The 26,532-nt window shown below is 71.5% G+C and carries 25 protein-coding genes; 7 read left to right on the forward strand and 18 right to left on the reverse strand.

Features of this window, described 5'->3' with window-relative positions; translation table 11 throughout:
* Nucleotides 1-92: 92 nt before the first annotated feature.
* From ACZ6RC_RS05305 to ACZ6RC_RS05320, 4 genes are read right to left on the reverse strand one after another with little or no spacing between them, the layout of a single operon-like run.
* Entirely contained in the window at nucleotides 93-794 is a 702-nt protein-coding gene (locus ACZ6RC_RS05305; RefSeq protein WP_469579462.1) for a response regulator, read from the reverse strand.
* Entirely contained in the window at nucleotides 791-2,110 is a 1,320-nt protein-coding gene (locus tag ACZ6RC_RS05310; protein WP_469580728.1) for a sensor histidine kinase, read from the reverse strand. Before ACZ6RC_RS05310 ends, ACZ6RC_RS05305 begins: the two co-directional genes overlap by 4 nt.
* Nucleotides 2,111-2,123: 13 nt before the next feature.
* The gene (locus ACZ6RC_RS05315) at nucleotides 2,124-2,945 is read right to left on the reverse strand and encodes an ABC transporter permease (RefSeq protein WP_469579463.1); all 822 of its coding nucleotides are present in this window, start codon (nucleotides 2,943-2,945) and stop codon (nucleotides 2,124-2,126) included.
* Nucleotides 2,942-3,862 (reverse strand): ATP-binding cassette domain-containing protein, encoded by a 921-nt coding sequence (locus tag ACZ6RC_RS05320; RefSeq protein ID WP_469579465.1) that lies wholly within the window; start codon nucleotides 3,860-3,862, stop codon nucleotides 2,942-2,944. Before ACZ6RC_RS05320 ends, ACZ6RC_RS05315 begins: the two co-directional genes overlap by 4 nt.
* 137 nt (nucleotides 3,863-3,999) lie before the next feature.
* Here ACZ6RC_RS05320 and ACZ6RC_RS05325 point away from each other — a divergent pair, with 137 nt between their 5' ends.
* On the forward strand, nucleotides 4,000-4,566 hold the full coding sequence (locus ACZ6RC_RS05325) for a GNAT family N-acetyltransferase (protein ID WP_469579466.1): 567 nt from the start codon (nucleotides 4,000-4,002) through the stop codon (nucleotides 4,564-4,566).
* Nucleotides 4,567-4,601: 35 nt separating this feature from the next.
* Here the strand turns inward: ACZ6RC_RS05325 and ACZ6RC_RS05330 are convergent, their stop codons facing one another.
* The 6 genes from ACZ6RC_RS05330 to ACZ6RC_RS05355 all read right to left on the reverse strand — a co-directional run bounded on the left by ACZ6RC_RS05330 (nucleotide 4,602) and on the right by ACZ6RC_RS05355 (nucleotide 11,718).
* Nucleotides 4,602-6,149 (reverse strand): P-loop NTPase family protein, encoded by a 1,548-nt coding sequence (locus ACZ6RC_RS05330; RefSeq protein WP_469579468.1) that lies wholly within the window; start codon nucleotides 6,147-6,149, stop codon nucleotides 4,602-4,604.
* A 1-nt stretch (nucleotide 6,150) separates the two neighbouring features.
* Complete coding sequence (locus ACZ6RC_RS05335; RefSeq protein WP_391143391.1) at nucleotides 6,151-7,563, reverse strand: ATP-binding protein; 1,413 nt, start codon at nucleotides 7,561-7,563, stop codon at nucleotides 6,151-6,153.
* A gap of 19 nt (nucleotides 7,564-7,582) precedes the next feature.
* The gene (locus ACZ6RC_RS05340; protein ID WP_469579469.1) at nucleotides 7,583-9,136 is read right to left on the reverse strand and encodes an SCO6880 family protein; all 1,554 of its coding nucleotides are present in this window, start codon (nucleotides 9,134-9,136) and stop codon (nucleotides 7,583-7,585) included.
* A complete protein-coding gene (locus ACZ6RC_RS05345; protein WP_469579470.1) occupies nucleotides 9,133-10,464 on the reverse strand; it encodes a hypothetical protein in 1,332 nt (443 codons plus the stop codon). The genes ACZ6RC_RS05340 and ACZ6RC_RS05345 overlap by 4 nt, the downstream gene beginning before the upstream one ends.
* On the reverse strand, nucleotides 10,454-11,305 hold the full coding sequence (locus ACZ6RC_RS05350) for a hypothetical protein (RefSeq protein ID WP_469579472.1): 852 nt from the start codon (nucleotides 11,303-11,305) through the stop codon (nucleotides 10,454-10,456). Before ACZ6RC_RS05350 ends, ACZ6RC_RS05345 begins: the two co-directional genes overlap by 11 nt.
* Before the next feature lie 104 nt (nucleotides 11,306-11,409).
* A complete protein-coding gene (locus ACZ6RC_RS05355) occupies nucleotides 11,410-11,718 on the reverse strand; it encodes a hypothetical protein (protein WP_365718875.1) in 309 nt (102 codons plus the stop codon).
* A 410-nt stretch (nucleotides 11,719-12,128) separates the two neighbouring features.
* Between ACZ6RC_RS05355 and ACZ6RC_RS05360 the strand changes: the two genes are divergently transcribed.
* The 4 genes from ACZ6RC_RS05360 to ACZ6RC_RS05375 all read left to right on the forward strand — a co-directional run bounded on the left by ACZ6RC_RS05360 (nucleotide 12,129) and on the right by ACZ6RC_RS05375 (nucleotide 15,451).
* A complete protein-coding gene (locus ACZ6RC_RS05360; protein WP_391143402.1) occupies nucleotides 12,129-13,148 on the forward strand; it encodes a C40 family peptidase in 1,020 nt (339 codons plus the stop codon).
* Between the two features lie 194 nt (nucleotides 13,149-13,342).
* Complete coding sequence (locus ACZ6RC_RS05365; RefSeq protein ID WP_469579473.1) at nucleotides 13,343-14,059, forward strand: phosphatase PAP2 family protein; 717 nt, start codon at nucleotides 13,343-13,345, stop codon at nucleotides 14,057-14,059.
* Between the two features lie 291 nt (nucleotides 14,060-14,350).
* Nucleotides 14,351-15,166 (forward strand): SCO4651 family lipoprotein, encoded by an 816-nt coding sequence (locus tag ACZ6RC_RS05370; RefSeq protein ID WP_391143408.1) that lies wholly within the window; start codon nucleotides 14,351-14,353, stop codon nucleotides 15,164-15,166.
* A 114-nt stretch (nucleotides 15,167-15,280) separates the two neighbouring features.
* Nucleotides 15,281-15,451 (forward strand): hypothetical protein, encoded by a 171-nt coding sequence (locus ACZ6RC_RS05375; RefSeq protein WP_391143410.1) that lies wholly within the window; start codon nucleotides 15,281-15,283, stop codon nucleotides 15,449-15,451.
* 70 nt (nucleotides 15,452-15,521) lie between these two features.
* On the opposite strand, the gene ACZ6RC_RS05380 is transcribed toward ACZ6RC_RS05375, so the two are convergent.
* Nucleotides 15,522-15,881 carry a metal-sensitive transcriptional regulator gene (locus tag ACZ6RC_RS05380; protein ID WP_391143412.1) on the reverse strand — a complete coding sequence of 120 codons (360 nt, stop codon included), beginning with the start codon at nucleotides 15,879-15,881 and terminating at the stop codon, nucleotides 15,522-15,524.
* Nucleotides 15,882-16,074: 193 nt separating this feature from the next.
* Here ACZ6RC_RS05380 and ACZ6RC_RS05385 point away from each other — a divergent pair, with 193 nt between their 5' ends.
* Nucleotides 16,075-16,695: a DUF47 domain-containing protein gene (locus ACZ6RC_RS05385; protein ID WP_391143414.1), complete on the forward strand. Its 621-nt coding sequence runs from the start codon at nucleotides 16,075-16,077 to the stop codon at nucleotides 16,693-16,695.
* 5 nt (nucleotides 16,696-16,700) lie between these two features.
* A complete protein-coding gene (locus ACZ6RC_RS05390) occupies nucleotides 16,701-17,699 on the forward strand; it encodes an inorganic phosphate transporter (RefSeq protein WP_391143417.1) in 999 nt (332 codons plus the stop codon).
* A 126-nt stretch (nucleotides 17,700-17,825) separates the two neighbouring features.
* Here ACZ6RC_RS05390 and pstB read toward each other — a convergent pair whose 3' ends face one another.
* The 7 genes from pstB to ACZ6RC_RS05425 all read right to left on the reverse strand — a co-directional run bounded on the left by pstB (nucleotide 17,826) and on the right by ACZ6RC_RS05425 (nucleotide 26,235).
* Nucleotides 17,826-18,602 (reverse strand): phosphate ABC transporter ATP-binding protein PstB, encoded by a 777-nt coding sequence (gene pstB, locus ACZ6RC_RS05395; RefSeq protein ID WP_391143419.1) that lies wholly within the window; start codon nucleotides 18,600-18,602, stop codon nucleotides 17,826-17,828.
* Between the two features lie 27 nt (nucleotides 18,603-18,629).
* Nucleotides 18,630-19,709, reverse strand: a complete 1,080-nt coding sequence (pstA, locus tag ACZ6RC_RS05400) for a phosphate ABC transporter permease PstA (protein ID WP_453612370.1) — start codon at nucleotides 19,707-19,709, stop codon at nucleotides 18,630-18,632.
* Between the two features lie 91 nt (nucleotides 19,710-19,800).
* Nucleotides 19,801-20,778 carry a phosphate ABC transporter permease subunit PstC gene (pstC, locus tag ACZ6RC_RS05405; protein ID WP_469579477.1) on the reverse strand — a complete coding sequence of 326 codons (978 nt, stop codon included), beginning with the start codon at nucleotides 20,776-20,778 and terminating at the stop codon, nucleotides 19,801-19,803.
* Between the two features lie 112 nt (nucleotides 20,779-20,890).
* Entirely contained in the window at nucleotides 20,891-22,027 is a 1,137-nt protein-coding gene (pstS, locus tag ACZ6RC_RS05410; RefSeq protein WP_391143426.1) for a phosphate ABC transporter substrate-binding protein PstS, read from the reverse strand.
* 242 nt (nucleotides 22,028-22,269) lie between these two features.
* Nucleotides 22,270-22,668 carry an NUDIX hydrolase gene (locus ACZ6RC_RS05415; RefSeq protein WP_469579479.1) on the reverse strand — a complete coding sequence of 133 codons (399 nt, stop codon included), beginning with the start codon at nucleotides 22,666-22,668 and terminating at the stop codon, nucleotides 22,270-22,272.
* Nucleotides 22,665-23,792: a CHAD domain-containing protein gene (locus tag ACZ6RC_RS05420; RefSeq protein ID WP_469580730.1), complete on the reverse strand. Its 1,128-nt coding sequence runs from the start codon at nucleotides 23,790-23,792 to the stop codon at nucleotides 22,665-22,667. Before ACZ6RC_RS05420 ends, ACZ6RC_RS05415 begins: the two co-directional genes overlap by 4 nt.
* 148 nt (nucleotides 23,793-23,940) lie before the next feature.
* A complete protein-coding gene (locus tag ACZ6RC_RS05425; RefSeq protein ID WP_391143431.1) occupies nucleotides 23,941-26,235 on the reverse strand; it encodes an RNA degradosome polyphosphate kinase in 2,295 nt (764 codons plus the stop codon).
* Nucleotides 26,236-26,532: the final 297 nt, after the last annotated feature.

The raw sequence follows: 26,532 nt of genomic DNA on the forward strand, positions 1-26,532 counted from the left end.
TACTGCAGGGGGGACCCTGTGGGAGAGTAGGACGCCGCCGAACAATCATTGTGGGAAAGCCCCGCACCTTATGGTGCGGGGCTTTTCTGCGTTCAGCCCCGGGTCGTCGGGGAGACCAGGCCGGCGTCGTACGCCAGGATGACCGCCTGGACACGGTCCCGGGCGGCGGTCTTCGCCAGAATGCGGCTGACATGGGTCTTCACCGTGGACTCCGCCAGGTGGAGACGCTCGGCGATCTCCGTATTCGTCCAGCCCTGGGCGATCACCGTGAGGATCTCGCGCTCCCGCTCCGTCAGCGACGCCAGACGCGGCTCCGGCCGCGCGGAGCCGACCCGGTCAGCCTGGTCGGCCTCGTCGTCCGCACCCGTGGGCAGATGGTGGATGTAGGCGTCCAGGAGACGCCGGGTCAGGCTGGGAGCCACCACCGCGTCGCCGCTCGCGACCGCGCGGATGCCCGCCAGCAGCTCCTCCGGCTGGGCGTCCTTCACCAGAAAGCCGCTGGCGCCCGCGCGCAGACCGTCGTACGCGTACGCGTCGAGGTCGAAGGTCGTGACGATCAGAACCCGGCTCGGGGCACCGGACGCGATGATGCGGCGCGTCGCCTCGATGCCGTCGAGGCCCGGCATACGGATGTCCATCAGGACCACGTCCGGGCGGTACCGGTCCACCAGACGGACCGCCTCCGTACCGTTCGACGCCTCGCCGACGACGGTCATGTCGTCCTGGCTCTCCAACAGCATGCGGAAGCCGAAGCGTTGCATCGCCTGGTCGTCCGCGATGAGCACAGTCGTCACGAGGGGGAATCCTCCAGCGGAAGTCGGAGCCGAACGCGCCAGCCACCGGACGGCAGCGGGCCCGCCTCGAGTGTGCCCGTATACAGGGTCGCGCGCTCCCGCATGCCGGCGATTCCCCGGCCTTCGCCCCGCGGAGCTCCGCCGCCGCTGCCCGAATCCGTCACCTCCACCGCCAACCCGCCCTCCCCGCAGGCGAGGACGACCGAGGCCCGTGCCCCCGGGCCCGCGTGCTTCAGGGTGTTCGTCAGGGCTTCCTGGACCACCCGGTAGACCGTCAGCTGCGCGCCGGCCGACACCGCCCCCGCCACCGGCTCGTCGCGGGACTCCAGGCGTACCGGCAGGCCCGCCGACCTGACCCCCGCGATCAGGGACGGCAGATCGGCGAGCGTCGGCTGCGGATCGCGTACCGCCTGCGGGGACTCGTCGCGCAGCACCCCGAGCAGCCGGCGCAGCTCCGTCAGGGCCTGGCGGCTGGTCGTGCCGATGGCGTCGAGGGCCTCGGCGGCCCGCTCAGGGCGCCTCGCCGCCGCATACTTACCGCCGTCCGCCAGACCCGTGATCACGGAGAGATGGTGGCCGACGATGTCGTGCATCTCCCGGGCGATCCGGGTGCGTTCGGCCGCCGCCGCCAGCCGCGCCTGCTGGTCGCGCTCCACCTCGAGGCGCCGGGCACGGTCGACGAGCGCGGCGGTGTAGTCCTGGCGGGAGCGGACCGCGACGCCGAGGAGGGCGACCATCGCGTACGCCCACAGCGCCGGTACGACCTGCTGGTCCCAACTCCCCTGCGGGAAACGGACCGCGCCGACCACCAGCGGCGGGGCGAGTAGCAGCGCACCCCAGGCCAGGAACCGGGGCGGCAGGCGCAGCGAGACATGGAAGACGACGATCAACTGGAGATAGCCGGCCTGCAGAAAGGCCCCGCTCCACGTGCTGACCAGACAGGCGCAGGCCATCACCGCGAGCACCCTCATCGGGTGGCGGCGGCGCCACAGCAGCGGGACCGACAGGACCAGGCTCAGGGCGAGCACCAGCCAGACCGGTACGGAGGGGTCCCGGGCGATGTTCCGCCAGCCGCCCGCCGCGTCCGTGAGGGCGGCGCCCGTCCAGAAGAGGGTCAGCACGGCGTCCCAGACCCGGGGCCGGCGGGCATCGAACTCCCGTACGCGCCGGGCCTGGAGCTGGAGGTACCGGCTGAGCGGCGGGGCGGCCGCGGGCCAGTCCGCGTCCTGCCCCCGGGTCGCCCCCGCGTTCTCCACCAGGGCGGGCCCGTCGTCCGTCGGCCCTGGCCGCATGTCGCCCGTACCCGCCTCTGTGATCACGGGCTCATCGTCATACGTCACGGCGCTTCAGCAACAGAGCCGGTACGGCCAGAGCCACAGCCACCCACAGGCAGAGGGCGAGCAGCGCGGCGCCGGGGGAGGCGGCGCCGGGCATCGGGGCGGCCGAGCCCAGGGCGCCGGCGGCCTGGGTGGGGAAGTACCGTACGGCCGTCTCCACGGCGTCGTACGGCAGCGCTCCGAGAACCTCCGGCAGGACCATCACGCCGCCGATGAACGCTCCGATGGCGCCCGGTACGGAGCGCAGCGCGGCGCCGAGGCCGAGGGCGACGAGACCGAGGAGGGTGACGCCCGCGGCGTTGCCCGCGAGGGCCCCCAGGACACCGTCGTCGGTGACGGAAGCGGCCTGGTCCGTATCGCCGAGGAAGACCTGCGCGGTGAGGAAGGTGACGAGGGCGGCCACGAAGGAGACCGTGAAGACGGTGGCCGAGAAGACCGCGGCCTTCGCCCACAGCACGGGGAGACGGCGGGGGACGGCGGTCAGGGAGGCGCGGATCATGCCCGTCGCGTACTCACCGGCGGTGACCAGGATGCCGAGGACGGCCAGGCAGATCCCGCCGAGCTGGGAGCCGTAGAGGGAGAGGACGACGGTGTCGACGTCGGAGTCGCCGCCGTCGCTCGTGTACGTGGCGCCCATCAGGATGCCGACGCCGAGTACGAGGGCGGCGGAGGTGAGGAGGGTGATCCAGGTGGAGCGCAGGGTCCGGAGCTTGTGCCATTCGGAGCGCAGCACCCGGGCGGGGGTGACGCGGTAGGCGGCGGCCGTGGGCGCGGCGGTGCGGGTGGGGCCGGGGTGGGTGAGAGACGTGGTCACGCTGCTGCTCCTGCCGTGGTGGTGGCCTGGTACTCGACCGAGTCGTGGGTGAGGTCCATGAACGCCTGCTCCAGGGAGGCCTCCTGGGGGGTCAGTTCGTACAGCGGTACGCCGTGCCCCGCGGCCGTGCGGCCGATGGCGGCGGCTTCCACACCGGTGATCCGGAGGGTGTCGGGTCCCTCGTCGGTGATGCGGGCGGTGGCCGGCAGCAGGGTGCGCAGGCGGTGGGGGTCGGGGGTGACGACCTTGACCGAGCCGCCTCCCGCGTCCCGGACGAGTGCGGCGACGGTGGTGTCGGCGAGGAGGCGGCCCTTGCCGATGACGATGAGGTGGTCCGCGGTCAGGGCCGTCTCGCTCATGAGGTGGGAGGAGACGAGGACGGTACGGCCTTCGGCGGCGAGCGACCTGAGGAGGGTGCGGATCCAGAGGACGCCGTCCGGGTCGAGGCCGTTGACCGGCTCGTCGAGGATGACCGCGGCCGGGTCGCCGAGGAGGGCGGCCGCGATGCCGAGCCGCTGGCCCATACCGAGGGAGAAGCCTTTCACGCGCTTGCCGGCGACGTCGGCCAGGCCGGTGAGGCCGAGGACGTGCTCGACGCGGGCGCGGGGGATGCCGTGGGTGTGGGCGAGGGCCATGAGGTGGTGGAAGGCGGAGCGGCCGGGGTGCAGCGAGCGGGCTTCGAGGAGCGCGCCGACCTGGGTGAGGGGGGCCGGGTGGGTGGCGTACGACCGGCCGCCGATGGTGGAGCGGCCGCGGGTGGGGGCGTCGAGTCCGAGGAGCATCCGCATCGTGGTGGACTTGCCCGCGCCGTTGGGGCCGAGGAAGCCGGTGACCGTGCCGGGGCGGACGGTGAAGCCGAGGTCCTGGACGACGGTCTTGTCGCCGTACCGCTTGGTGAGTTTCTCTGCTCGGATCATGCTGACGACGCTAGGGAGCGGAGGGCGTCGGATCGTCCGACCGTGGGGGGAAGGGCGGCACGGGCGTAGTACCGGGGTACGACGGGGGGCGGGCAAAAGGCGTTGTCAGGGCCTGTCCGGATGGTGATGATCCCCGTATGGACTACACGATTCGAGCCATCCGCGCCGACGAGTGGGAGAAGACCCGCACGATCCGGCTGGACGCCCTGCGGGACCCGGCCGCGGGCATCGCCTTCCTGGACACCTACGAGGCCGCCGTCGGGCGGCCCGAGTCGTTCTGGCGGGAGCGTGCCGAGGGGTCGGCCGAGGAGTCCGGCAGCGCCCGGCAGTTCGTCGCCGAGGCGCCGGACGGGAGCTGGGTCGGCACGGCCACGGTGCTGGTCGAGCGGCCTTCGGACGAGACGCGCTTCGGTGCGCCTGCGAAGGTCGACCAGACGCATGTCGTGGGGGTGTACGTACGGCCCGAGGCGCGGGGCACCGGTCTGACGGAGCGGCTGTTCCAGGGCTGTGTGGAGTGGTCCTGGGGGTTGTCGGAGCCGGTGGTGCGGCGGGTGCGGCTGTACGTCCACCAGGACAACGCGCGGGCTGCCGCGTTCTACCGGCGGTTCGGGTTCGTCGCCACCGGGGAGCGGGTCCTGATGCCGGGGGACGCGTCGACGTACGAGTGCGAGTACGAGATCCGGCGGCCGGAGGCTCGGGCCTGAAGCGTGAGCCCCGGCTCGGGGACGGTGGCGCTGGGTCAGGTATGGGGCAGGGGTTCCGTCCAGCGGGAGCGGGCCTGTTCCCGGGAACGGAGGAGGACCGTGGTCGGCAGGCCCTCGTCGTGGCCGCGGGCCAGGAGGTCGGGGAGGCGGGGGAGCGGGGCCACGGCGGCGATGTCGTCGAGGACGAGCGTGAGTGGTGGGTCGAGCCGACCGTCGGTTGACCGTGCGGCCAGGCGGCGGCCGTGCTCGACCACGCTCGCGGTGAGGGCGGTCAGCAGAGGCATCGCACCGGGACGTGCGCGGGGGTCCTCGACCGGTTCACCCACCACGTAAAGGGTGCCCCCCTCGGCGATGAAAGATTCCAGCGTCAACGAATCCGTTCGATTCGGTGTGCACGCTTCCCGGATGTGGACCGAGGAGAGCGACGACAGGGCGCGTGCCGTCAACTCTTGCGCCATCTCGCGGCGTTCCGGATAGGCGGTCAGCGCCGACTCCAGGAGTCCGGCGTGGCCGCCGGCCGCCTTGGGGTGGGTGCGGAGGATGCGTACGGGCTCGTGGGCGCCCGTGCCCTGGGCCCAGCGGTGGATCTGCCGGAACGGGCGCTCGTCCACGGCGGCCGCGTGCAGCCAGCAGCGCAGGAGCGTTTCGGCGGTCTCGGCGACCGCGGCGTCGAGGCGGGACGGTGGGCGTACGGGGGCGAGGAGCGCGCTCGCCCGTTCCTGGGCCGTGGCCGGGTCCTCGCACCGGGCGGCCGGCGACCAGTGGAGCCGGGCGGGGGTGTCGCAGAGGTGACCGGGGTCGTAGACGAGGACGGGGCCGAGCTTGCCGCGGGCGTCCTTGGTCTCGGCCCAGACGGTCGGGTCGGAGGTCACGACGAGCGCGGGGCCCTCGGCGTCCTGGACGGCCTGGAGGGCGGAGGGGCGGCGGGCGGCGGGGGAGCCGTAGAGGAGGCGCGGTGCGCGGGGGGAGGGGAGGACGGGCTCAGGGGCGAAGGGTCCGGCGGTGGAGGGCTTGGCGAGGGGGGCGGGGGCGTTCGCCGGTGCGGGCGTCTTGGGGGCCCACTCGAGGGTCGGCGTCGGGGCCGGGACCCGGCCGTGGTCCTGCGTCGGGTCCTGTCCTGGTTCCTGCGCCCGTACCGCTGCCGGCTCCCGTACCTCCCGTACCTCCCGTCCCGGCTCCCGTACCTCGGTCGCGGCCTGCGTCGGCTCGTACGCGCCGCGTCCGCCGGTCCGTCGGGCGGCCCGTACCGCTCTCCACCGTGCCAGCGTCCCCACCGCGAACACCACGAGGACCACCAGCACCATCAGTTCGCCGATGAGCAGGCCCCAGAACAGGCCGTACCCCGACAGCTCGGCCGCCGGGGTGTCCGGCCAGGCGCCCGGGAGGTCCTGCGGGCTGCCGATCAGGGCGCGGAGGGCGAGCGGGGTCCGGGCGAGGGTGACCCCGGTCGGCCATCCGCCCTTCGCGAGCAGACCGGCCAGGCCGGTCGCCGTCCACACCAGCACGCTCAGCGCGAACAGGAACCCCAGGAGCCCCACGAGAAGCCCGTCGGAGACCCCGCCCGACCGCTGGTCCTTCGCCATGTCATGCCACCGTTGACTCGGAGGGGCCGTTCACCTGCTGCTCGATGAGGGCGGCCCGTTGCTCGGCTTCCCACTCCGCGGCCCGCAGGTCCTCCGGGAGGTCGTCCGGAATCGAGGACTCGGTCATGGCGCGGTCGGTGTAGACGAGCGGGCGTTCCTTCTCGGTGATGAGGTGTTTGACCACCTGCACATTGCCGTTGACGTCCCACACGGCGATGCCGGGGGTGAGCGTCGGGATGATCTCGACCGCCCAGCGTGGCAGGCCGAGGACCCGTCCCGTGGCCCGGGCCTCGTCGGCCTTCTGGGCGTAGATGGTGCGGGTGGAGGCCATCTTGAGGATGGCCGCGGCCTCCCGGGCCGCCGCGCCGTCGACGACGTCGGAGAGGTGGTGGACCACCGCCACGAAGGAGAGGCCGAGCCGACGCCCGAACTTGAGCAGGCGCTGGAACAGCTGCGCGACGAAGGGGCTGTTGATGATGTGCCAGGCCTCCTCGACCAGGAAGATGCGCTTCTTACGGTCGGGGCGGATCCAGGTGTGTTCCAGCCACACGCCGACGATCGCCATGAGGATCGGCATGGCGATGGAGTTGCGGTCGATGTGCGAGAGGTCGAAGACGATCAGCGGGGCGTCGAGGTCGATGCCGACGGTGGTCGGGCCGTCGAACATGCCGCGCAGGTCGCCGTCGACCAGCCGGTCCAGGACGAGCGCGACGTCCAGGCCCCAGGCGCGGACGTCGTCTATGTCGACGTTCATCGCCTCGGCCGATTCGGCCTTGGGGTGGCGCAGTTGCTCGACGATGTCGGTGAGGATCGGCTGGCGGTCGGTGATGTGCTCGTTGACGTAGGCGTGGGCGACCTTCAGGGCGAAGCCGGAGCGTTCGTCCAGGCCGTGGCCCATGGCGACCTCGATGATCGTACGGAGCAGGGCGAGCTGCCCGGTCGTGGTGATCGACGGGTCGAGCGGGTTGAGGCGGATGCCGGCGTCGACGGCGACCATGGGGTCCAGGCGGATGGGGGTTATTCCCAGCTCCTGGGCGATGAGGTTCCATTCGCCGACGCCGTCCTCGCCTTGGGCGTCGAGGACGACGACCTGCCGGTCGCGGAAGCGGAGCTGGCGCAGGACGTACGTCTTCTCCAGCGCGGACTTGCCGTTGCCGGACTCTCCGAGGACGAGCCAGTGGGGGGCCGGGAGCTGTTGTCCGTACAGCTGGAAGGGGTCGTAGATGTATCCCTTGCCGCTGTACACCTCGCGGCCGATGATGACGCCCGAGTCGCCGAGGCCGGGGGCGGCCGTGGGCAGGTAGACGGCCTGGGCCTGTCCGGTGGAGGTGCGTACGGGCAGCCGTGTCGTCTCCACCTTCCCGAAGAGGAAGGAGGTGAACGCCTCGGTGAGGGCGGAGAGCGGATCTCGCATGGCACGGGCCCCTTAGCGGCTAGCGGCGGATGCCGGTCGCGAACGGCAAGGTGTTCACAAAGGCCCGGTGGTGCTCGCGGTCGCACCACTCCAGCTTCAGGTACGACTTGCCGGCGGAGGCCCTGATCGTGCGCTTGTCCCGGGCCAGGGCCTCGGGTGAACGCGACGACACAGTGATGTACCCGACGAGGTTGACGCCCGCCGCGCCGCTGGCGAGATCTTCACCCCGCTGGTCGAGCCGGCCGTGGGCGGCGATGTCGCGGGGGTCGACGGTGCGGTTCATCTTGGCCTGGCGGGAGGCCTCGGCCTCGTCGTTGGTCTTCTCGGTGAGCATGCGCTCGATGGCGACCTCGGTGGGTTCGAGGTCCATGGTGACGGCGACGGTGCGGATGACGTCCGGGGTGTGGACGAGGAGCGGGGCGAGGAAGTTGACGCCGACGGGGGTCATCGGCCACTCCTTCACCCAGGCGGTGGCGTGGCACCAGGGGGCGCGGGTGGAGGACTCGCGGGTCTTGGCCTGGAGGTACGTGGGCTCCATGGCGTCGAGCTCGGCGGGCCAGGCGTTGCGCTTGGTCATGGCCTGGATGTGGTCGATGGGGTGGTCCGGGTCGTACATGGAGTGCACGAGGGAGGAGAGCCGGGACTGTCCGAGGGGCTGGCGGACCCGGATGTCGGCTTCGGCGAGGCGGGCGCAGATGTCGGTGAGTTCGCGGGCCATGACGACGGCGAGGCCGGCGTCGCGGTCGAGCTTGCGGGCGCCGGAGGCGTGGCGGGCGGCACGGGCCATGGCGTTGGCCTCGGCGGCGAGTTCGCGGGTGTAGTGCATGCAGGCGACGAGGTAGGCGCGGTGCTGCTCGCTGGAGGTGGAGACCATCGACTGGAGCTGGTCGTACGACTCCTGGAGCCAGCCGGGGGCTTGCGGGTCGCCGCGCTGGCCGACGTCCTTGGCGTGGGCGTCGGGGTCGGCGGGGAGGGTGCGGGCAAGGATCTGGAGACGGGTGACGAAGCCGTCGCCGTTGGCGACGTGCTTGAGGAGCGTGCCGAAGCGGTCGACGAGGGCTTCCTGGTCCTCGCTGTCGCGCAGACCGACGCCGGGGCCCTCGATCTCGATGGCGGCGGTGACCGTGCGCCGGTCGGCGTGGAGGAGGACGGCGATCTCGTCCGGGCCGAAGGGCGCGGACATCCAGCTGATCCTGCCGATGCCGGGGGGCGGGCCGACCTCGACCTCGCGGCCGTCGAGGCGGGTGCCGGCCTCGACGACGGTGGAGCGGTAGGCCGTGCCGCGCTTGAGGGAGCGCTTGTAGCTGCGGTTGATCTCGAACCATTTGTAGAACGTGCGGTGCTTGTACGGGACGTAGACCGCGGCGAGCGCGAGCATGGGGAAGCCCGTGAGCAGCACGATCCGCAGGGTCAGGACGGGGACGATCAGACCGCTCATCATGCCGAGGAACGCGCCGGCGATGATCAGCGCGATCTCGCCCGTCTCGCGGTTCTTGCCGACGATCGCGTTCGGCCGGGCGCGGCCGATGAGATACGTGCGGCGGGGCGTGACCGGATGGGACTGGGTCGTCAACGCCCTCCACCTCCAGAGTGCTTTCGGTTGCTGTGCGGTGTGCCTGACGTGGGGCTGCTGCTACGCGGCGGGGGTGCGGCGGAGGGGACAGTTCCGCCGCCGCCCCCGGCCGCGCCGCCGCGGCTGCTGTGGGCCGCGACGCCGCCGGCGAGGGGGTTGGCGGGGCGGGCGCCGCCGCTGTTGGAGGCGGACTGGCCGCCTCCGCCGTCGCCGCGGCTGCTGTGGGTCTTGATGCCCTGGGAGACGAGGGAGGCGGGGGAGGAGAGGACGGCGGCGGCCGCGTTCTCGCCGGAGCGGTGGAGCCGGTTGTTGCGGGAGGCGACGATCTCGTCGCCGAAGCCGGGGACGAAGCGGTAGATCATGGCGGAGGCGAAGATGGCCAGCAGGATGATCGCGAGCCCGGAGACGACGGCGGAGAACGAGTCGGGGCCGGTGCCGGAGGACAGCGCGCCGGCGAGTCCGAGGACGATGACGATGACGGGCTTGACGAGGATGACCGCGATCATGACCCCGGCCCAGCGGCGGACGTGGCCCCACATGTTCTTGTCGACGAGCCCGGCGTAGACGACGACGCCGAGGAGGGCGCCGACGTAGAGCAGCACGGCGCGCAGGAACAGCTCCAGGTAGAGCACGCCGGCGGCGAGGACGGTCACGAGCGAGACGATGATCAGCATGATGGGCCCGCCGCCGATGCTGTCGCCCTTCTGGAGCGCTTCCTTGAAGCTCCCGAAGAAGACGTCGGTCTGCCGGCCGGTGCCGGAGGCGATGACCTCGGTGACGGCGTCGGTCGCGGAGACGACGGTGTAGAGGATCAGCGGGGTGAAGGCGGAGGCGAGGACGGTCAGCCAGAGGAAGCCGATGGCCTCGGAGATGGCGGTGGTGAGGGGGACGCCTCGGATGGCTCGCTTGGCGACGGCGAGGAGCCAGAGGAGGAGGGTGAGGACGGTGGCGGCGGCGAAGACGACGGCGTAGCGGGCGAGGAAGGCGGAGTTGGTGAAGTCGACCTCGGCGGTCTCCTTCACGGCCTTGGAGAGCGCGTCGACGATGGAGACGGCGGCGTCGGCGCAGCCGCGGGCGAGGGAGGAGAGGGGGTCGAGGGCGGAGGTGGGGTCGTCGATGCGGGGGGAGCGGGTGCCGGCGGAGTCGCCGTCTTCGCAGTACTCCCGTGCGGGGCCGCGGATCAGGTCGCAGGGGTTGTTGGTCTGGCTCGGGGTGGGGGTCGGGGTCGGTGCCGCGAATGCACGCCCCGCCATCAGTACGACCGAGGTCTGTACGGCGACGGCCGCGGCGGTGATCGCGAAGGCGCGGGGCGGGCGCTTACCGGGCATAGGTGAACCCTCCGAATTGGTCGACTGCGTCGGCCATCTCCTCCGCGCCGGAGGCCGTCTGGTCGCGGCCGACCGGCACCGGACCGTCCTTCTGGTCGAAGTCGGTCACCTTCCAGTCGTTACCGACCCACTCCAGCTCGTACGTGGTCGTGTACCAGCTCTCCGAAACCGGGTTCTTGGAACCCTCGCCCGCGAGGCCGAACAGGGACGAGAACCAGACGGAGACCGTCGCCCGGTCGCCGCTGTAGGCATCGAGCTTCGAGCCCACGGGGATCACCCGGGAGATGAACGTCAGCCCGCTGGGGGCCGTTCCGTCCTCCTGCAGGCCGATGCGGGCGAGGAATCCCTTGTCCGAGTACACCTTGTCCAGGTCGCCCCCGCGGGCGGCGGCCACGGCGGGGGCGTACACCGCGTCGACGATCTGGCGCCGGCGGGCGGGAACGAACATGTCGGCGGAGCCGAGGGGGACCGAGAAGTTCACCGCCGCGCTCTGCGCCCCCTGTTCGTCGTGGGCGAAGCCCGTGGGGATCTCGCCCGTCCTGCCCGTCACCGGGCGGACTCCCGTCGCCGAGGTCGGGGCGCCCGCGTCCGCGGGGGACTTGCCCTGGGAGGCGGCCGGGCCGTCCGTCGGGTCGCCGTCGCCGCGGTTGGCGAAGGCGATCGCGGCGATCAGGAGGACCACCACGCCCACGACCGTGATCAGCGAGCGCGAGCTCCGCGTCGGGGGGCGCCGGGCGCCGCCGCCGTGGACGTCGCCGCTGCCGCCCTCGGGCAGGCGGGTGCGGGTCTGGCCCGAGCCGCCCACGCCGCCGAAGCCGTCGTGCTCGTCGCCGAGGCTCATGACGGGTACGCCCCCTCAACCGTTCGCGGGTACGACAGAAGCCGTGCTGTGCTCCGCGCGGGCGCGGTGTGGTGACTGGACATCAGGGATCGTGACCTCGGTGGTTAGACGGCCATCCCGTACACGATGGTGAACAGCGTCCCCAGTGATCCGATGATGAAGACGCCGGTGAGACCGGCCACGATCAGGCCCTTGCCCTGCTCGGCGCTGAACGTGTCCCGCAGGGCGGTCGCGCCGATGCGCTGCTTGGCCGCGCCCCAGATGGCGATGCCGAGGCAGAGCAGGATGGCCACGGCCATCACGACCTCGATCATCACCTTGGCCTCGTTGCCCAGGCTTCCGAATGGCCCCCAGTTCGGGGCGATTCCACCAATGATGGTGGTGATGTCGCCCTTTGGCGCCGCCAGGTACATGTAACTCACCGCCCCTGTTGGGTAGTTCGTCGCCCCTGCCGGATGGCATGGGTCATCGTCCTATCTTCGCTGATGAAACCGCTCGCGTGTGACGGCTTGACGGCTCTCTTTACCCGATCCCCGCACACGTGACCGATTCGGCCGCCTTGACCTGCGGCGGTGTGGCCGGTTTCTCTACGAAGAAGCGTATGGTCACTCTGTGTATCACGGGGTGTGACTCCGGGCAATGATTGTCGTTGTTGCACTCTTGGGGGTGTGGCGGGCCCGGGGCAGGGCGGTGCGGCGGTGGCGGGTGGTGCCGGAGGGTTTCTGACACATCCGGTCCGTCCTGTTCGTCCACGCCCCCGGCGGCCCCCTGCCGCCTAGACTCGACGGGTGGCGGACTGCCGGGACCTCGGGGGTGTTTGACGGTGCGTAAGGCGTGGCTCGTCGGCGGTGGGGCCATCGGGGTGTGCCTCGGCTTCGTCGCGCTGCTCGTCGTGGGGACGTACTCCGCCGCCGCCGGACTCCTCGGGGGCGCGGGGGACGCCAAGAACGGCACCGTCGGGCTGGCCAAGGGGGCCGTGCCCGCCGCGTACCAGAGCCTGGTGCAGAAGTGGGGGAACCTCTGCCCCGCCATCAATCCCGCCCTGCTGGCCGCGCAGTTGTACCAGGAGAGCGGCTGGAACCCGAAGGTCGTCTCCCCCGCCAACGCCATGGGTATCGCTCAGTTCATCCCCGGCACCTGGGCCGGGCACGGCATCGACGGGGACAAGGACGGCGACCGGGACGTCTGGGACCCGAAGGACGCGATTCCGTCCGCCGCCTCGTACGACTGCGAGCTGGCCGGCTATGTGAAGGACGTCCCGGGCGACCCGACGAACAACATGCTCGCCGCGTACAACGCGGGGGCCTACCGCGTCATCAAGTCCGGCGGGGTGCCGCGGATCCACGAGACGCAGAACTACGTACGGATCATCCGCTCCCTGGAGAAGAGCTTCGCCCGGCCGGTCGGCCGGGTCGAGCCGTCCCGTCAGGCCGCCGCGGCCATCTACTACGCCCAGCAGAAGCTCGGCACGCCCTACCTCTGGGGCGGTACGGGAACGGCGGCGCAGAATGGCCGATTCGACTGCTCCGGTCTGACCCAGGCCGCGTACGAGAGCGTCGGCATCCAGCTGCCGCGCGTCGCCAACGACCAGTACAACGCCGGGCCCCATCCGTCGCGTGACGAACTGTTGCCCGGCGACCTCGTCTTCTTCTCCGACGACCTCACCGACTCCCGTGCCATCAGGCACGTCGGCATCTACGTCGGCGGCGGCTATATGATCGACGCGCCTCGAACGGGGGCGGTGATCCGGTTCGACAAGATCGATACGCCGGACTACTTCGGTGCCACCCGGGTCACCAAGGACGGTGCGGCGGCGCTGCCGACCGGGCTGCCGCAGGCCTGACACGGTGTCCGGAACCACCGGCCGCATGGCCGGAACTCTCCGTTAAGCGATGGCCCTGAGCTGCGACGACGTGTCACTCTTCGGTAACGTCGTGCCGATTCTCGGGGAAGAGCGGAACGCTCGCCTCAGGCGGTTCGTTCCCTGATCCGACCGCCCACGGTCGACTCACATGACAAGGCAAGGGGCCGCGGCAGATGGCTGGACTCGCATCGGACGGTTCGAACCCCGATGTCGGCCTGCTCTACGACATCAACGGACTGGCCAAGGACGCGCCGCCGTGGTTCGACCGCGTCATGGAGTTCGTCGGCGAGTACGGCATCATGCTCGGCCTCGCCCTCGTCGCCCTCTGGTGCTGGGTGAGCGTCCGCAGGCGCGGCACCCTCGCCGAGTCCGTCTCCGGCGTCGTGGGCCTCGTCTGGGCCCCCCTCGCCGCCGGTGTCGCCCTCCTCGTCAACATCCCCATCCGGGGCTTCGTCGAGCGCCCCAGACCCTTCAACGACCACCAGGGCCTCGAAGTCCTCATCGGCGGCAAGACCGACTACTCCTTCGTCAGCGACCACGCCACCATGGCGATGGCCATCGGCGTCGGGCTCTTCGTCGCCCACCGCAAGTTCGGCCTCGCCGCCATCGCCCTGGCCTTCGCCGAGGGCTTCTGCCGCGTCTACATGGGCGTGCACTACCCCACCGACGTCATCGGCGGCTTCGCGCTCGGTACGGCGGTGGCCCTGCTCCTCGCCCCGCTCGCCCACGCCCTGCTGACGCCGGTCGTCTCCGCCGTCGCCCGCTCGTCGTACGGCGCCCGCCTCGTCCGCTCCCGGCGCGCCGCCGAGCGCTGCCCGGTCCCCGAGACCCTCGGCATCGCCGAGCCCCGGATCGGCTCCGGCTCGGGCGAGAGCGACCTCGCCGCCTAGGCGGTGACCGGACGGTTCCGTCACCCGGCCGTCTGGCGGTCGCCTCTCGCCGGCGCCGCCGTGTGGGCCTCCGCGTCCGTGCGGGCCCGTTCGCGTGATCGCCGGGCCGGGCCCGTCCAACCGCAGCCGCACCGGGCTATCGCGAAGGAGCCGCGTTCCGTCGTGGTCGTGTGATGCGGAGCCTGCTCGTGCACCTCACCACCGTACTGCGCGTGACGGCGCGCCGGGACCGTCGTTATCCGGTCGGGCGGTCCCGGCAAGCAGCGGCACGGCGTTGGGGGTTGGCAGGCGATGGTGGTGCGGAGGTACGGACGCGGAACCGGGGCGATCGCCGTCGCCGCCGCTCTGGTCGGGGCGGCGGCGAGTGGGTGTTCCGCCCCCGCCGACGCCAAGCCCGGCGGCGACCCCACGGCGACCGTGCGCGGCGCGGCCGACGTGCTGGCCCGGGCCGGGACGTCCAAGGCGACCACCTCCATGGAGATGGCGGCCGGCGGGACCCGCGTGACCATCCGCGGCGAGGGCGGCTACGACTTCCGCAGGCGCACCGGCCGGCTGGAGGTCGTCCTGCCCAAGGACGCCGCCGGAGCCAGCGAGCACCGGCCCATCACCGAGCTCCTCAGCCCCGGCGCCCTCTACATGAAGAACCGCGGCGCCGGCGTCCCCGCCGACAAGTGGGTCCGCGTCGACACGACCACCCTCGACGACGGCAACCTCGTCACGGGCGGCGCCACCGACCCGGCGGCCGCCGCCGAGCTGCTGCGCGGCGCGCAGCGGGTGACCTACGTCGGCGAGGTCGATCTGGCAGGGGTAAAAGTCGGCCACTACCGCGGGACCGCCGACATCGCGGCCGCCGCCCGCACCGCGTCCCCGCAGGTGCGCGGGGCGCTCGCCGCGGCGGCGAAAGGGTTCGCCAAGGACACCGTGCCCTTCGATGCGTACCTCGACCACGACGGGCGGCTGCGCAAGGTCCGGCACCAGTTCAGCTTCACCAACCAGGGGCGCACGGTCGCGGTCGCTTCGACCACCCTGCTGTACGGATTCGGCACCCCCGTCGACGTACGCCTGCCGGCCCGGAAGGACCTCTACGCCGGGCGGATCAAGGGGTGACGGGGCGGTCGTAGGCCACGAGGGCGCCCTCAAATGGTCCGGACGTGTCATGCGCGGTGCGTGGCGCGCTCCCTACGCTGGGAGACCGACGCCGGCAGGAAGAGGTGACAGCGCGTGGCTCCGCCCCGTACCGCGACATTGCCCATCGAGCAGGACCGCGTCGCACTCGCCGAGATCGAGCTGTGCGGTGAGCTGATCATCGCGGCGTCGGCAGCCGACGGGGAGCGCCTCAGCGCCGACCGCATCGACGAGGTGCTGCGGGTCTCCGCCGAGCAGGACCGCTGACCGGCCGCCCCGCCGGCCCTGGCCGGCGGGGTATCCGGCCCGGAGCCCGCCGCCCGCCCCGGGGGCCGCCTCAGGTCCGCATCATCCGGGCGATGGCCTTCGTGGCCTCCTCGACCTTCGCCTCGATCTCGTCGCCGCCCTTGAGCGCCGCGTCGGCGACGCAGTGGCGCAGGTGCTCCTCGAGGAGCTGGAGCGCGAAGGACTGCAGGGCCTTCGTGGAGGCCGAGACCTGGGTGAGTATGTCGATGCAGTAGACGTCCTCGTCGACCATCCGCTGCAGACCGCGGATCTGCCCCTCGATCCGGCGGAGCCGCTTGAGGTGCTCGTCCTTCTGCTTGTGGTAGCCGTGCACGCCGTGGTCGTGGTCGGCCGGCGTGACGGTCGGCTCGACGGCCTCGGTGGTGACCTGGTCCGCCTCGGTGGTCGTCATCGCGTCCTCCCGTTGTCCATAAAGGGTTGGTATACCCCTCGTGGGTATATGGTACCGAGCTTCGCCGATCCCGGCGGGGGCCCGTGCAGATCACTGTGCCTGATGGGCGACACTGAAGGGACGCCGGTTAGCCGTGGCCGGATGATGCGCCTAGCATCAGCCTGACCGAAACCCAGCACCCCGAGGACCCCACGTGCGATTTCGTCTGACCCCCAGGGAGACGAGCTTCTACGACATGTTCGCCGCGTCCGCGGACAACATCGTCACGGGCTCGAAGCTCCTGATGGAACTGCTCGGAGCGGAATCCTCCGCCCGGGCCGAGATCGCGGAGCGGATGCGGGCAGCGGAACACGCCGGTGACGACGCCACCCACGCGATCTTCCACCAGCTGAACTCCTCGTTCATCACGCCCTTCGACCGCGAGGACATCTACAGCCTCGCGTCCTCCCTCGACGACATCATGGACTTCATGGAGGAGGCCGTCGACCTGGTCGTCCTCTATAACGTCGAGGAGCTGCCCAAGGGCGTCGAGCAGCAGATCGAGGTCCTGTCCCGGGCGGCCGAGCTGACCGCGGAGGCCATGCCGCACCTGCGGACCATGGAGAACCTCACCGAGTACTGGATCGAGATCAACCGTCTCGAGAACCAGGCCGACCAGATCCACCGCAAGCTGCTCGCCCACCTCTTCAACGGCAAGTACGACGCCATGGAGGTCCTGAAGCTCAAGCAGATCGTGGATGTGCTGGAGGAGGCGGCCGACGCCTTCGAGCACGTGGCGAACACGGTGGAGACCATCGCGGTCAAGGAGTCCTGAGCTTCGTGGACACCTTTGCCCTGATCGTGACCATCGGTGTCGCGCTCGGCTTCACGTATACGAACGGCTTCCACGACTCCGCCAACGCGATCGCCACCTCCGTCTCGACCCGGGCGCTGACCCCGCGGGCGGCGCTGGCGATGGCCGCGGTGATGAACCTCGCGGGCGCGTTCCTCGGCAGCGGGGTCGCCAAGACGGTCAGCGAGGGCCTGATCGAGACGCCGCACGGCGACAAGGGGATGGGCATCCTCTTCGCCGCGCTCGTCGGCGCGATCATCTGGAACCTGGTCACCTGGTACTTCGGTCTGCCGTCCTCCTCCTCGCACGCCCTGTTCGGCGGCATGGTGGGCGCGGCGCTGGCGGGCGGCACGGAGGTCATCTGGGGCGGCGTCCTCGACAAGGTCGTCATCCCGATGTTCATCTCGCCGGTCGTCGGCCTGGTCGCCGGTTACCTGGTCATGTGCTTGATCATGTGGATCTTCCGCAAGTCGAACCCGCACAAGGCGAAGCGCGGCTTCCGTATCGCGCAGACGGTGTCGGCGGCCGGTATGGCGCTCGGTCACGGTCTGCAGGACGCCCAGAAGACGATGGGCATCGTGGTGATGGCGCTGGTCATCGCCGATGTGCAGCAGGCCGGCGACGACATTCCGGTGTGGGTGAAGATCGCGTGCGCCGTGATGCTGTCGCTGGGCACCTACGCGGGCGGCTGGCGGATCATGCGCACCCTGGGCCGGAAGATCATCGAGCTGGATCCGCCGCAGGGCTTCGCGGCGGAGACGACGGGTGCGTCGATCATGTTCGGCTCGGCGTTCCTCTTCCACGCGCCGATCTCGACGACGCACGTGATCACCTCGGCGATCATGGGCGTGGGGGCGACGAAGCGGGTGAACGCCGTGCGCTGGGGCGTCGCCAAGAACATCATCATGGGATGGTTCATCACCATGCCGGCCGCCGCCCTGGTCGCGGCGGTCAGCTTCTACGTCGTCCAGCTGTTCTTCGGCTGACCCCGGAAGCACCCGGAACGTGTGTGGGCCCGGCTCCCCTGTGGGGGAGCCGGGCCCTTCGCCGTGCGGTGGCACCGCCATGCAGCACCGCAGGACGCCACGCGGCCGGGCCGCATGGTCCAGGGGCTATCCGAAGCGGCCGGAGATGTAGTCCTCGGTCGCCTGGACGCTCGGGTTGGAGAAGATGCGCTCGGTGTCGTCCAGCTCGATCAGCTTGCCGGGCTGGCCCACCGCGGCCAGGTTGAAGAAGGCCGTACGGTCCGAGACGCGCGCCGCCTGCTGCATGTTGTGCGTCACGATGACGATCGTGAAGCGCTCCTTCAGCTCGCCGATCAGGTCCTCGATCGCGAGCGTGGAGATCGGGTCGAGGGCCGAGCAGGGCTCGTCCATCAGCAGGACCTCGGGCTCGACCGCGATCGCGCGGGCGATGCAGAGTCGCTGCTGCTGACCGCCGGAGAGGCCGGAGCCCGGCTTGTTCAGGCGGTCCTTGACCTCGTTCCAGAGGTTGGCGCCCTTGAGGGAGCGCTCGACGATCTCGTTGAGCTGGGACTTCTTGTACGAGCCGTTGAGGCGCAGGCCCGCCGCCACGTTGTCGAAGATCGACATGGTGGGGAAGGGGTTGGGGCGCTGGAACACCATGCCGACCGTGCGGCGCACGGCGACCGGGTCGACGTGGGAGCCGTACAGGTTCTCGTCGTCCAGCATCACCTTGCCCTCGACGCGGCCACCGGGGGTGACCTCGTGCATCCGGTTCAGGGTGCGCAGGAACGTGGACTTGCCGCAGCCGGAGGGGCCGATGAAGGCCGTCACCGAGCGGGGCTCCACGGTCATGGAGATGTCGTCGATCGCCTTGTGGGCGCCGTAGTAGGCGGAGAGGCCGCTGACGTCGATTCGCTTGGCCATATCAGTTCACTTCCAAGGTGGCCGCGGTCAGCGGCCGGTCTTCGGGGCCTTCCAGCGGGCGATGCCGCGGGCCACCAGGTTGAGGATCATGACGAAGGCGATCAGGACGAGCGCGGCGGCCCAGGCGCGGGCCACGGCGGCGTCGGTGCCGACCGCGTACTGCTCGTACACGTAGAGCGGCAGCGAGGACTGGGCGCCTTCGAAGGGGTTCGGGTTGATCAGCTTCGTACCGAACACGAGGAGCAGCACGGGGGCCGTCTCACCGGTGATGCGGGCGACCGCGAGCATGACGCCCGTGGTGATGCCGCCGATCGCGGTGGGCAGGACCACCTTCAGGATCGTGCGCCACTTGGGGATGCCGAGGGCGAGGGAGGCCTCGCGCAGCTCGTTCGGGACGAGCTTGAGCATCTCCTCGGTGGAGCGGACCACGACCGGCATCATCAGGATGGCGAGCGCCATCGCGCCGGCGAAGCCCGAGGGGCCGAAGCCCAGCATCAGGTTCCAGGTGGCGAGGATGAACAGGCCGGCGACGATCGACGGGATGCCCGTCATGACGTCGACGAAGAAGGTGACGGCCTGGGACAGCTTCCCGCCGCCGTACTCGACGAGGTAGACGGCGGTCAGCAGGCCGATCGGCGCGGCGATCAGGGTGGCGATGCCGACCTGCTCGATGGTGCCGAGCAGGGCGTGGTAGACACCGCCGCCGGCCTCGGCGTCGAGGACGCCGTTCATCGAGTGGGAGAGGAAGTACGGGTCGAGGACGGCCATGCCCTTGCTGATCGTGACCCAGGCGAGGGAGAGCAGTGGGATGACGGCCAGGACGAAGCAGACCCAGACGAGGCTGGTGGCGACGCGGTCCTTGGCCTGGCGGCTGCCCTCCACCTTGGAGGTGATCGCGTAGGTGGCGAGGACGAAGAGGAGCGCGGCGATCAGGCCCCACTGGATCCGGCTGTGCCAGCCGGCGGCGAGTCCGAGGCCGACGGCGGCGGCGATCGACCCGACGGCGATGGCGGCCGGGGTCCAGCGCGGGAGGCGGGCGTGGCGCAGCGGGTCGTGGCGCACGACGGCGGTCGCCACCGGCGGACGGTCCTGTACGGCGTTGCTCATGCTGTGCCCCCAACCGTGGCTTCTCCGCCGACGCGGTGCGAAGGTGCGGCTTTCGCTGTGGTCTGCGGCCGGCGGGCCGCGAGTGCGTCGCTCACGCGTTGGCCCCCGAGTACTCCTTGCGGCGGCCGATGATCCACCGGGCCGCGCCGTTGACCAGCAGGGTGATGGCGAAGAGGACGAGGCCGGAGGCGATCAGGGCGTCGCGGCCGAACTCGTTGGCCTCGTTGAACTTCGCCGCGATGTTCTGGGCGAAGGTGCCGCCGCCGGGGTCGAGGAGGTGCCCCGAGATGAGGAAGCTGGGGGAGAGGACGACCGCCACGGCCATCGTCTCGCCGAGGGCGCGGCCCAGGCCGAGCATGGAGGCCGAGATGATGCCGGAGCGCCCGAAGGGGAGGACCGACATGCGGATGACCTCCCAGCGCGTGGCGCCGAGGGCGAGGGCGGCCTCTTCGTGCATCTTCGGGACCTGGAGGAAGACCTCGCGGGTCACGTTGGTGATGATCGGCAGGATCATGATCGCCAGCAGGATGCCGACGGTGAACAGCGAGCGGGCGGGGCCGTCGCTGGACTTGTCGAAGAGGTACGTCCAGCCCATGTAGTGGTCGAGCCATTCGTTCAGCCCGGCCAGGTAGGGGACGAGGAAGATGGCGCCCCACAGGCCGTAGATGATGCTGGGGACGGCGGCGAGCAGGTCGACGACGTACGCGAGCGGCTTGGCGAGCCTGCGCGGCGCGTAGTGCGAGATGAACAGCGCGATGCCGATGGCGACCGGCACGGCGATGACCATGGCGATGACCGACGAGACGACCGTGCCGAAGGCGAGGACGGCGATGCCGAAGACCGGCGGCTGGCCGGACGGGTTCCACTCGGAGGTGGTGAGGAAGTTCGTGGAGTCCTGCGAGATGGCGAGGACGGCGCGGTAGGTGAGGAAGACCGCGATCGCGGCCATGATCACCAGGAGGGTGATGCCGGAGCCGCGGGACAGGCCGAGGAAGACCTTGTCGCCGGGGCGGGCCGCGCCCTTGGCGCGGGCGCTTTCACGTATGGGTGGTGGGCTTGTCGTAACCATCGGGTCTCTCCGGTCTGCGGAGCCGGTACGTGCGTACGGGTTCCTGGCGGCGGTGCACCGGATGCCGGGGCCGGCCCGTCGGTGTGGCTGACGGGCCGGTCCCGGCCGGGGATCAGGACAGGGTGGGGACGATCTCGCGGACCTTGGTCGCGATCTCGGCCGGGAGCGGGGCGTAGCCGGCGTCGGTGAGGACCTTCTGGCCCTCCTCGCTGACGGTGTAGTTGAGGAACGCCTTCAGGGTCGGCAGGGTCTCCGCCTTGTTGCCCTTGTCGCAGGCGATCTCGTAGGTGACGAGGATGAGCGGGTAGGCGCCCTCGGCCTTGGTGGCGTAGTCGAGGGAGAGGGCCATGTCGCTGCCGGTGCCCTTGACCTTGGCGGCGGCGATGGCCTTGGAGGCGTTGGCGGAGGTGGCCTCGACCGGGGCGGAGGCGCCGGTGTTCAGGTCGACCGTGGAGATCTTGTTGGCGGTGGCGTAGGAGAGCTCGAAGTAGCCGATGGAGCCCTCGGCGTCCTTGACCGCGGTGGCGACGCCGGAGGAGCCGTTGGCGGCCTGGCCGCCGGGGGCGGGCCACGACTTCGTCTTCGGGTCGTGCTTCCAGTCGGCCGGGGCGGCCTCGGAGAGGTACTTGCCCAGGTTCTGGGTGGTGCCCGACTCGTCGGAGCGGTGGAAGGCCTGGATGGTGGAGTCCGGCAGCTTGACGCCCGGGTTGAGCTTGGCGATCGCCGGGTCGTTCCACTTCTTGATCTTCGTGTCGAAGATCTTGGCGAGGGTGGGGGCGTCCAGGACGAGGTTGTCGACGCCGTCCAGCTTGTAGCCGATGGCGATGGGGCCGCCGACCATCGGGAGGTTGATGCCCTTGCCGCTCTTGCAGATCTTCTGCGACTCGGCGACCTCCTCCTCCTTCAGCGCGGAGTCGGAGCCGGCGAAGGCGACCTGGCCCTGGTTGAACTTGGTGATGCCGCCGCCGGACCCGATGGCCTGGTAGTTGACCTCGACGCCGGAGCAGGCGGCCTGGAAGTTCTTGACCCACAGGTCCATGGCGTTCTTCTGCGCGCTGGACCCGGCGGCCAGGAGCTGGCCCTTGGCGCCGTCGCACTTGACGTTCGACGCCGCGGCGGAGGTCTTGTCGCCGGTCGGGGTCGTGCCGGTGTTGTCGTCCGAACCACACGCCGAGAGGACCAGGGCGCCGGAGACGACGAGGGCACCGATCGCGGAGGCGCGAAGCCCGTTCTTGCGCGAAAGCTTCACTGTCGGGTGTTCCTTCCAGAAGCCGCCCACGGGGACCGGGTGTCCTCATCGTTTGTACGGCGGCGTGTGTCGGGGTCGAGGATGCGGCGCGGTGAGCGAGCATCTTGTACGGCCGAAATTAGGCAGAACAGGTGAAGCCGTCGACCGAGGAGAGTGAACGGCAGGTGAACCGTGCCGTAAGCCCCGGTGCGGGGTGGCGGGGAGGGGTGCGGGGAGCACGAGAGGGACTCTCGAAACACGCCTCAGCGGGCCGTCGTGGCGAGCAGGGCGTCGAGGAGGTCGCGGTCTCTCGGCTGGGTGAGGCGGGCGCGGGCCGAGGGCGGTGCCAGCCACAGGAGCCGGTCGACCTCGCGGCTGGGCGTGAACGTGCCGCCCAGGGCGCGCGCCGACCAGTACGTGACCTCCTTCGGGCGGCCGTTCGCGACGTAGCGGAGCGTCGGGAGACGACGGCCCAGCTCACACGCCTGTCCGGTCTCCTCCATGATCTCGCGGAGCGCGCACTCCCGGATCGTCTCGCCCGGCTTCAGCTTCCCTTTCGGGTGGGACCAGTCGTCGTATTTCGGCCTGTGGACGAGGGCGATCTCCACGCCGCGGCCCGACGCGTCCGGCCGCCACAGCACCCCGCCTGCGGCCCTGATCACGGGACGGCCGCCGTCGCTCTGTGCCAGGTCCGCTGGAAGGTGAACCTGGCCGCCTCGACCTCATGGCGCTGGTCGGCGTGGAGGACGCCCAGGGCGTAGGCGGTGGCCGGGGCGATGCGGGGGGTGCGGGCCGCCGTGGCCGCGGCGGCGGCCGCCTCGGAGGCGTCGCGGTGGCGGTCGAGCGCGCGACCCGCCTCGTACAGGACGGGGTCCGGTCCGCTGCCCCCGTGCAGGACCTCGCAGGCGTACCGGTGCAGGCGCAGCAGGAGCCGGGTCTGGTGCCAGGGCGCGTCCTGGGACTCGCCGGTGGCGAGGGCGAGGGCGTCGGCGTTGTACGGGTGGGCCGCCCGGGCCAGCGGCAGGGCCGCCACGGCGTCGTGGAGCCGGCGCTCGACGGTCTCGGCGGGCGTGTCCAGGACCTCCAGCGCCGGGGCCGCGGCCGCGGGACCCAGCGGGACCTCGGAGGCCAGGAGCGCGACCGCGTCCGCGACGGCGTGGAAGCGGGAGGAGCCGAGCGCCTGGAGCGCGGCCGAGTGGGCGCGGGTACGGGCGAGGGTGAGCTGGCGTTCGAGGAGGGCGCCGGCGCGGGCGGCGCCGACGCTGAGGCCCGCCGTGTCCGCGCCCCGCGCCGCCGGTACGGGACCGCCGCCGTGCGAGAGGCGGGACAGCGCGTCCACCAGCCGGACCAGGCGGGAGGTGCAGGCGTGCTCCAGGGCCAGGGTGCCGGAGAGCCAGGCAAGCTCGGTGCGGAGCTGGTCGGCCCACGGGGCGTCGAGGAGCGGCCGGAAGGTGTGCAGGGTCCCGCTGATCCTGCGCGCGGCGGCCCGCAGCGCCCGGGCCGCCTCCTCGGCGCCGGTGGTGTCCGCGCCCCGCTCGGCGTGGAGCCGCAGGGCGCGCAGGAAGTCGGCGGCCCGGGCGTGGAGGTAGGGGGAGAGGACCTCGCCCGCGGTGACGCCCGGGCTGACACCCGTACCGATCACGCTGCCGTGCCCCGCCGGGAGCCCGGCGCTGCCCGGCCCCGCGGCGGCCCCTGGGGCGAGTCCGGCGCGGGTCCCGGCCTGGCCGCCGCCGGTGACCGCGGTCGCGAGTCCGGCCGGCGGGGCGGTGAGGCCCGCCCTCGTCATCCGGCCGGTGTCGGTGCCGGGGGCGGCCCGGCCGCCGCCGTCCGTGTCGGCGTTCGCCGTGGCCCGGCCGCCGCCGTCCGCCGCGGTGCCCGCCGGCGTGGGGAGGCCGGACGGTGGGGTCGCCGGGCCTTCCGGGGTGAGGTCGTGGTCAGGTTTGGGCACGCCTGCGCCTCCGCGCGTCGATGAGCATCTCCTGGACGTGCCGTAGCGGCTGGCCCTCCGGGTCGGTCGCGTGCCGCGTCCAGTTCCCGTCCGGGCCGAGGTGCCAGGAGGAGGTCGTGTCGGACATCCCGGTCTCCAGGAGCCGGGTGAGGGCGGCCCGGTGGGCCGGGTCGGCGACCCGTACCAGGGCCTCGATGCGCCGGTCGAGGTTGCGGTGCATCATGTCGGCGCTGCCGAACCAGACCTCCGGGTCGCCGCCGTTGCCGAAGGCGAAGATCCGGGAGTGCTCCAGGAAGCGGCCGAGGATCGAGCGGACCCGGATGTTCTCGGAGAGGCCGGCGACCCCGGGCCGTACCGCGCAGATGCCCCGCACCCAGATGTCGACCGGGACGCCCGCCTGCGCCGCGCGGTAGCAGGCGTCGATGACGGCCTCGTCGACCAGCGAGTTGACCTTGATGCGGACGTAGGCGGGCCGCCCGGCCCGGTGGTGGACGATCTCCTTGTGGATCCGGGAGACCAGCCCGTCCCGCAGGGACTTCGGGGCGGTGAGGAGCCGGCGGTAGGTCTCGCGGCGGGAGTAGCCGGAGAGCCGGTTGAACAGGTCGGAGAGGTCCGCGCCGACCTGCGGGTCGGCGGTGAGCAGGCCGAGGTCTTCGTAGAGCCGGGCCGTCTTGGGGTGGTAGTTGCCGGTGCCGACGTGGGAGTAGCGGCGCAGCAGCTCGCCCTCCTGCCGGACGACGAGGGAGAGCTTGCAGTGCGTCTTGAGGCCGACGAGGCCGTAGACGACGTGGCAGCCGGCCTCCTCCAGCTTGCGCGCCCACTTGATGTTGGCCTGCTCGTCGAAGCGGGCCTTGATCTCGACGAGGACGAGGACCTGCTTGCCGGACTCGGCGGCGTCGATCAGCGCGTCGACTATCGGCGAGTCGCCCGAGGTGCGGTACAGCGTCTGCTTGATCGCCAGGACGTCCGGGTCGCCGGCCGCCTGCTCCAGGAACGCCTGGACGGAGGTCGAGAAGGAGTCGTACGGGTGGTGGAGCAGGACGTCCCGCTCGCGCAGCGCGGCGAATATGTCGGGCGCGGAGGCGGACTCGACCTCGGAGAGGTCCCGGTGGGTCCCGGCGACGTACTTCGGGAACTTCAGCTCGGGCCGGTCCAGGGAGGCGATGCCGAAGAGGCCGGTCAGGTCGAGCGGTCCGGGCAGCGGATAGACCTCGGCGTCGGAGACCTTCAGCTCGCGGACGAGGAGGTCGAGGACGTACGGGTCGATGGACTCCTCGACCTCCAGCCGGACCGGGGGTCCGAAGCGGCGGCGCATCAGTTCCTTCTCCAGCGCCTGGAGCAGGTTCTCGGCGTCGTCCTCCTCGACCTCCAGGTCCTCGTTCCGGGTCACCCGGAACATGTGGTGGGCCAGCACCTCCATGCCGGGGAACAGCTCCTCCAGGTGCGCGGCGATGACGTCCTCGAGGGGGACGTACCGCTGCGGGGAGGCCTCCAGGAAGCGGGAGAGCAGCGGCGGGACCTTGACGCGCGCGAAGTGGCGGTGACCGCTGACGGGGTTGCGGACGACCACGGCGAGGTTGAGGGAGAGTCCGGAGATGTACGGGAAGGGGTGCGCGGGGTCGACGGCCAGCGGGGTGAGGACGGGGAAGATCTGCTGCCGGAACAGGGTGAAGAGCCGGGCCTGCTCCTTCTCGGTCAGCTCGGGCCAGCGGATGAGGTGGACGCCCTCGTCGGCGAGGGCCGGGGCGACGTCCTGCTGGAAGCAGGCGGCGTGCCGGGCCATCAGCTCGCGGGACCGGGTCCAGATGAGGTCGAGGACCTCTCGGGGCTGGAGGCCGGAGGCGGAACGGGTCGCGACGCCGGTGGCGATGCGGCGCTTGAGGCCGGCGACGCGGACCATGAAGAACTCGTCGAGGTTCGACGCGAAGATGGCGAGGAAATTAGCCCGTTCGAGGAGGGGGGTGGCGGGGTCCTCGGCCAGTTCCAGGACCCGCTCGTTGAACGCGAGCCAACTGCGCTCGCGGTCCAGGAAGCGGCCCTGGGGCAGCTCGCCGGTGGCGCCGTCGTCCTCGTACGCGTCCGGATCGGCGTCCAGGTCGGGGGCGAGGTCGGAGACCGGGCCCGGCTGGACGGCGTGGGGGCGGTGCGCGGCTATGGATCCGACGGTCGGCTGGCCGTTCCGGCCGCTCTGGCCGTGGGGGGCGTTCTGACCGTGCGGGGTCGGCGTCGCGGACGGCTGTGCGGAGGGCTGGACCGGGACCTCGGCGGGCTGCTGGCTCATGGCCCCATTCTTCCGCGCGAAGGGCTGGTCAAGCGCGTCGGAGCGGGCCGCGGTGGAGGGAAGTCTCCCTTTCGGGAGCGCCTGGCGGGGCGCGTGCGCGGCGGGCTTCATTGCGTGAGCGTCGCAAGCGCGTCTGAATGGCCGGTAACGGGGACGTGTCGTCCGGGGATCGGCGGCGGATCGGCGAGCGGACCGTGGCGGCGCGGGGGCCGCCCCCCGCCCCCCCCCCGCCCCCCCCCCCCGGCCCCCCCCCCCCCCCGCCCCCCCCGGCCGGGGGGTGTTCCCCCCCCCCCCCCC

It is taken from the genome of Streptomyces sp. NPDC048353 (assembly GCF_055587165.1).

Coding starts and splice junctions, on each gene's coding strand:
- ACZ6RC_RS05330 (WP_469579468.1), bottom strand. CDS start 6,149: ATGGCGAAGGACCAGCGGTCGGGCGGGGTCTCCGACGGGCTTCTCGTG.
- ACZ6RC_RS05425 (WP_391143431.1), bottom strand. CDS start 26,235: ATGAGCCAGCAGCCCGCCGAGGTCCCGGTCCAGCCCTCCGCACAGCCG.
- ACZ6RC_RS05355 (WP_365718875.1), bottom strand. CDS start 11,718: ATGTACCTGGCGGCGCCAAAGGGCGACATCACCACCATCATTGGTGGA.
- pstC (WP_469579477.1), bottom strand. CDS start 20,778: ATGGTTACGACAAGCCCACCACCCATACGTGAAAGCGCCCGCGCCAAG.
- pstA (WP_453612370.1), bottom strand. CDS start 19,709: ATGAGCAACGCCGTACAGGACCGTCCGCCGGTGGCGACCGCCGTCGTG.
- ACZ6RC_RS05325 (WP_469579466.1), top strand. CDS start 4,000: ATGGACTACACGATTCGAGCCATCCGCGCCGACGAGTGGGAGAAGACC.
- ACZ6RC_RS05420 (WP_469580730.1), bottom strand. CDS start 23,792: ATGACGAGGGCGGGCCTCACCGCCCCGCCGGCCGGACTCGCGACCGCG.
- ACZ6RC_RS05365 (WP_469579473.1), top strand. CDS start 13,343: ATGGCTGGACTCGCATCGGACGGTTCGAACCCCGATGTCGGCCTGCTC.
- pstB (WP_391143419.1), bottom strand. CDS start 18,602: ATGGCCAAGCGAATCGACGTCAGCGGCCTCTCCGCCTACTACGGCGCC.
- ACZ6RC_RS05335 (WP_391143391.1), bottom strand. CDS start 7,563: ATGCGAGATCCGCTCTCCGCCCTCACCGAGGCGTTCACCTCCTTCCTC.
- ACZ6RC_RS05320 (WP_469579465.1), bottom strand. CDS start 3,862: ATGATCCGAGCAGAGAAACTCACCAAGCGGTACGGCGACAAGACCGTC.
- ACZ6RC_RS05370 (WP_391143408.1), top strand. CDS start 14,351: ATGGTGGTGCGGAGGTACGGACGCGGAACCGGGGCGATCGCCGTCGCC.
- ACZ6RC_RS05380 (WP_391143412.1), bottom strand. CDS start 15,881: ATGACGACCACCGAGGCGGACCAGGTCACCACCGAGGCCGTCGAGCCG.
- ACZ6RC_RS05345 (WP_469579470.1), bottom strand. CDS start 10,464: ATGCCCGGTAAGCGCCCGCCCCGCGCCTTCGCGATCACCGCCGCGGCC.
- ACZ6RC_RS05350 (WP_469579472.1), bottom strand. CDS start 11,305: ATGAGCCTCGGCGACGAGCACGACGGCTTCGGCGGCGTGGGCGGCTCG.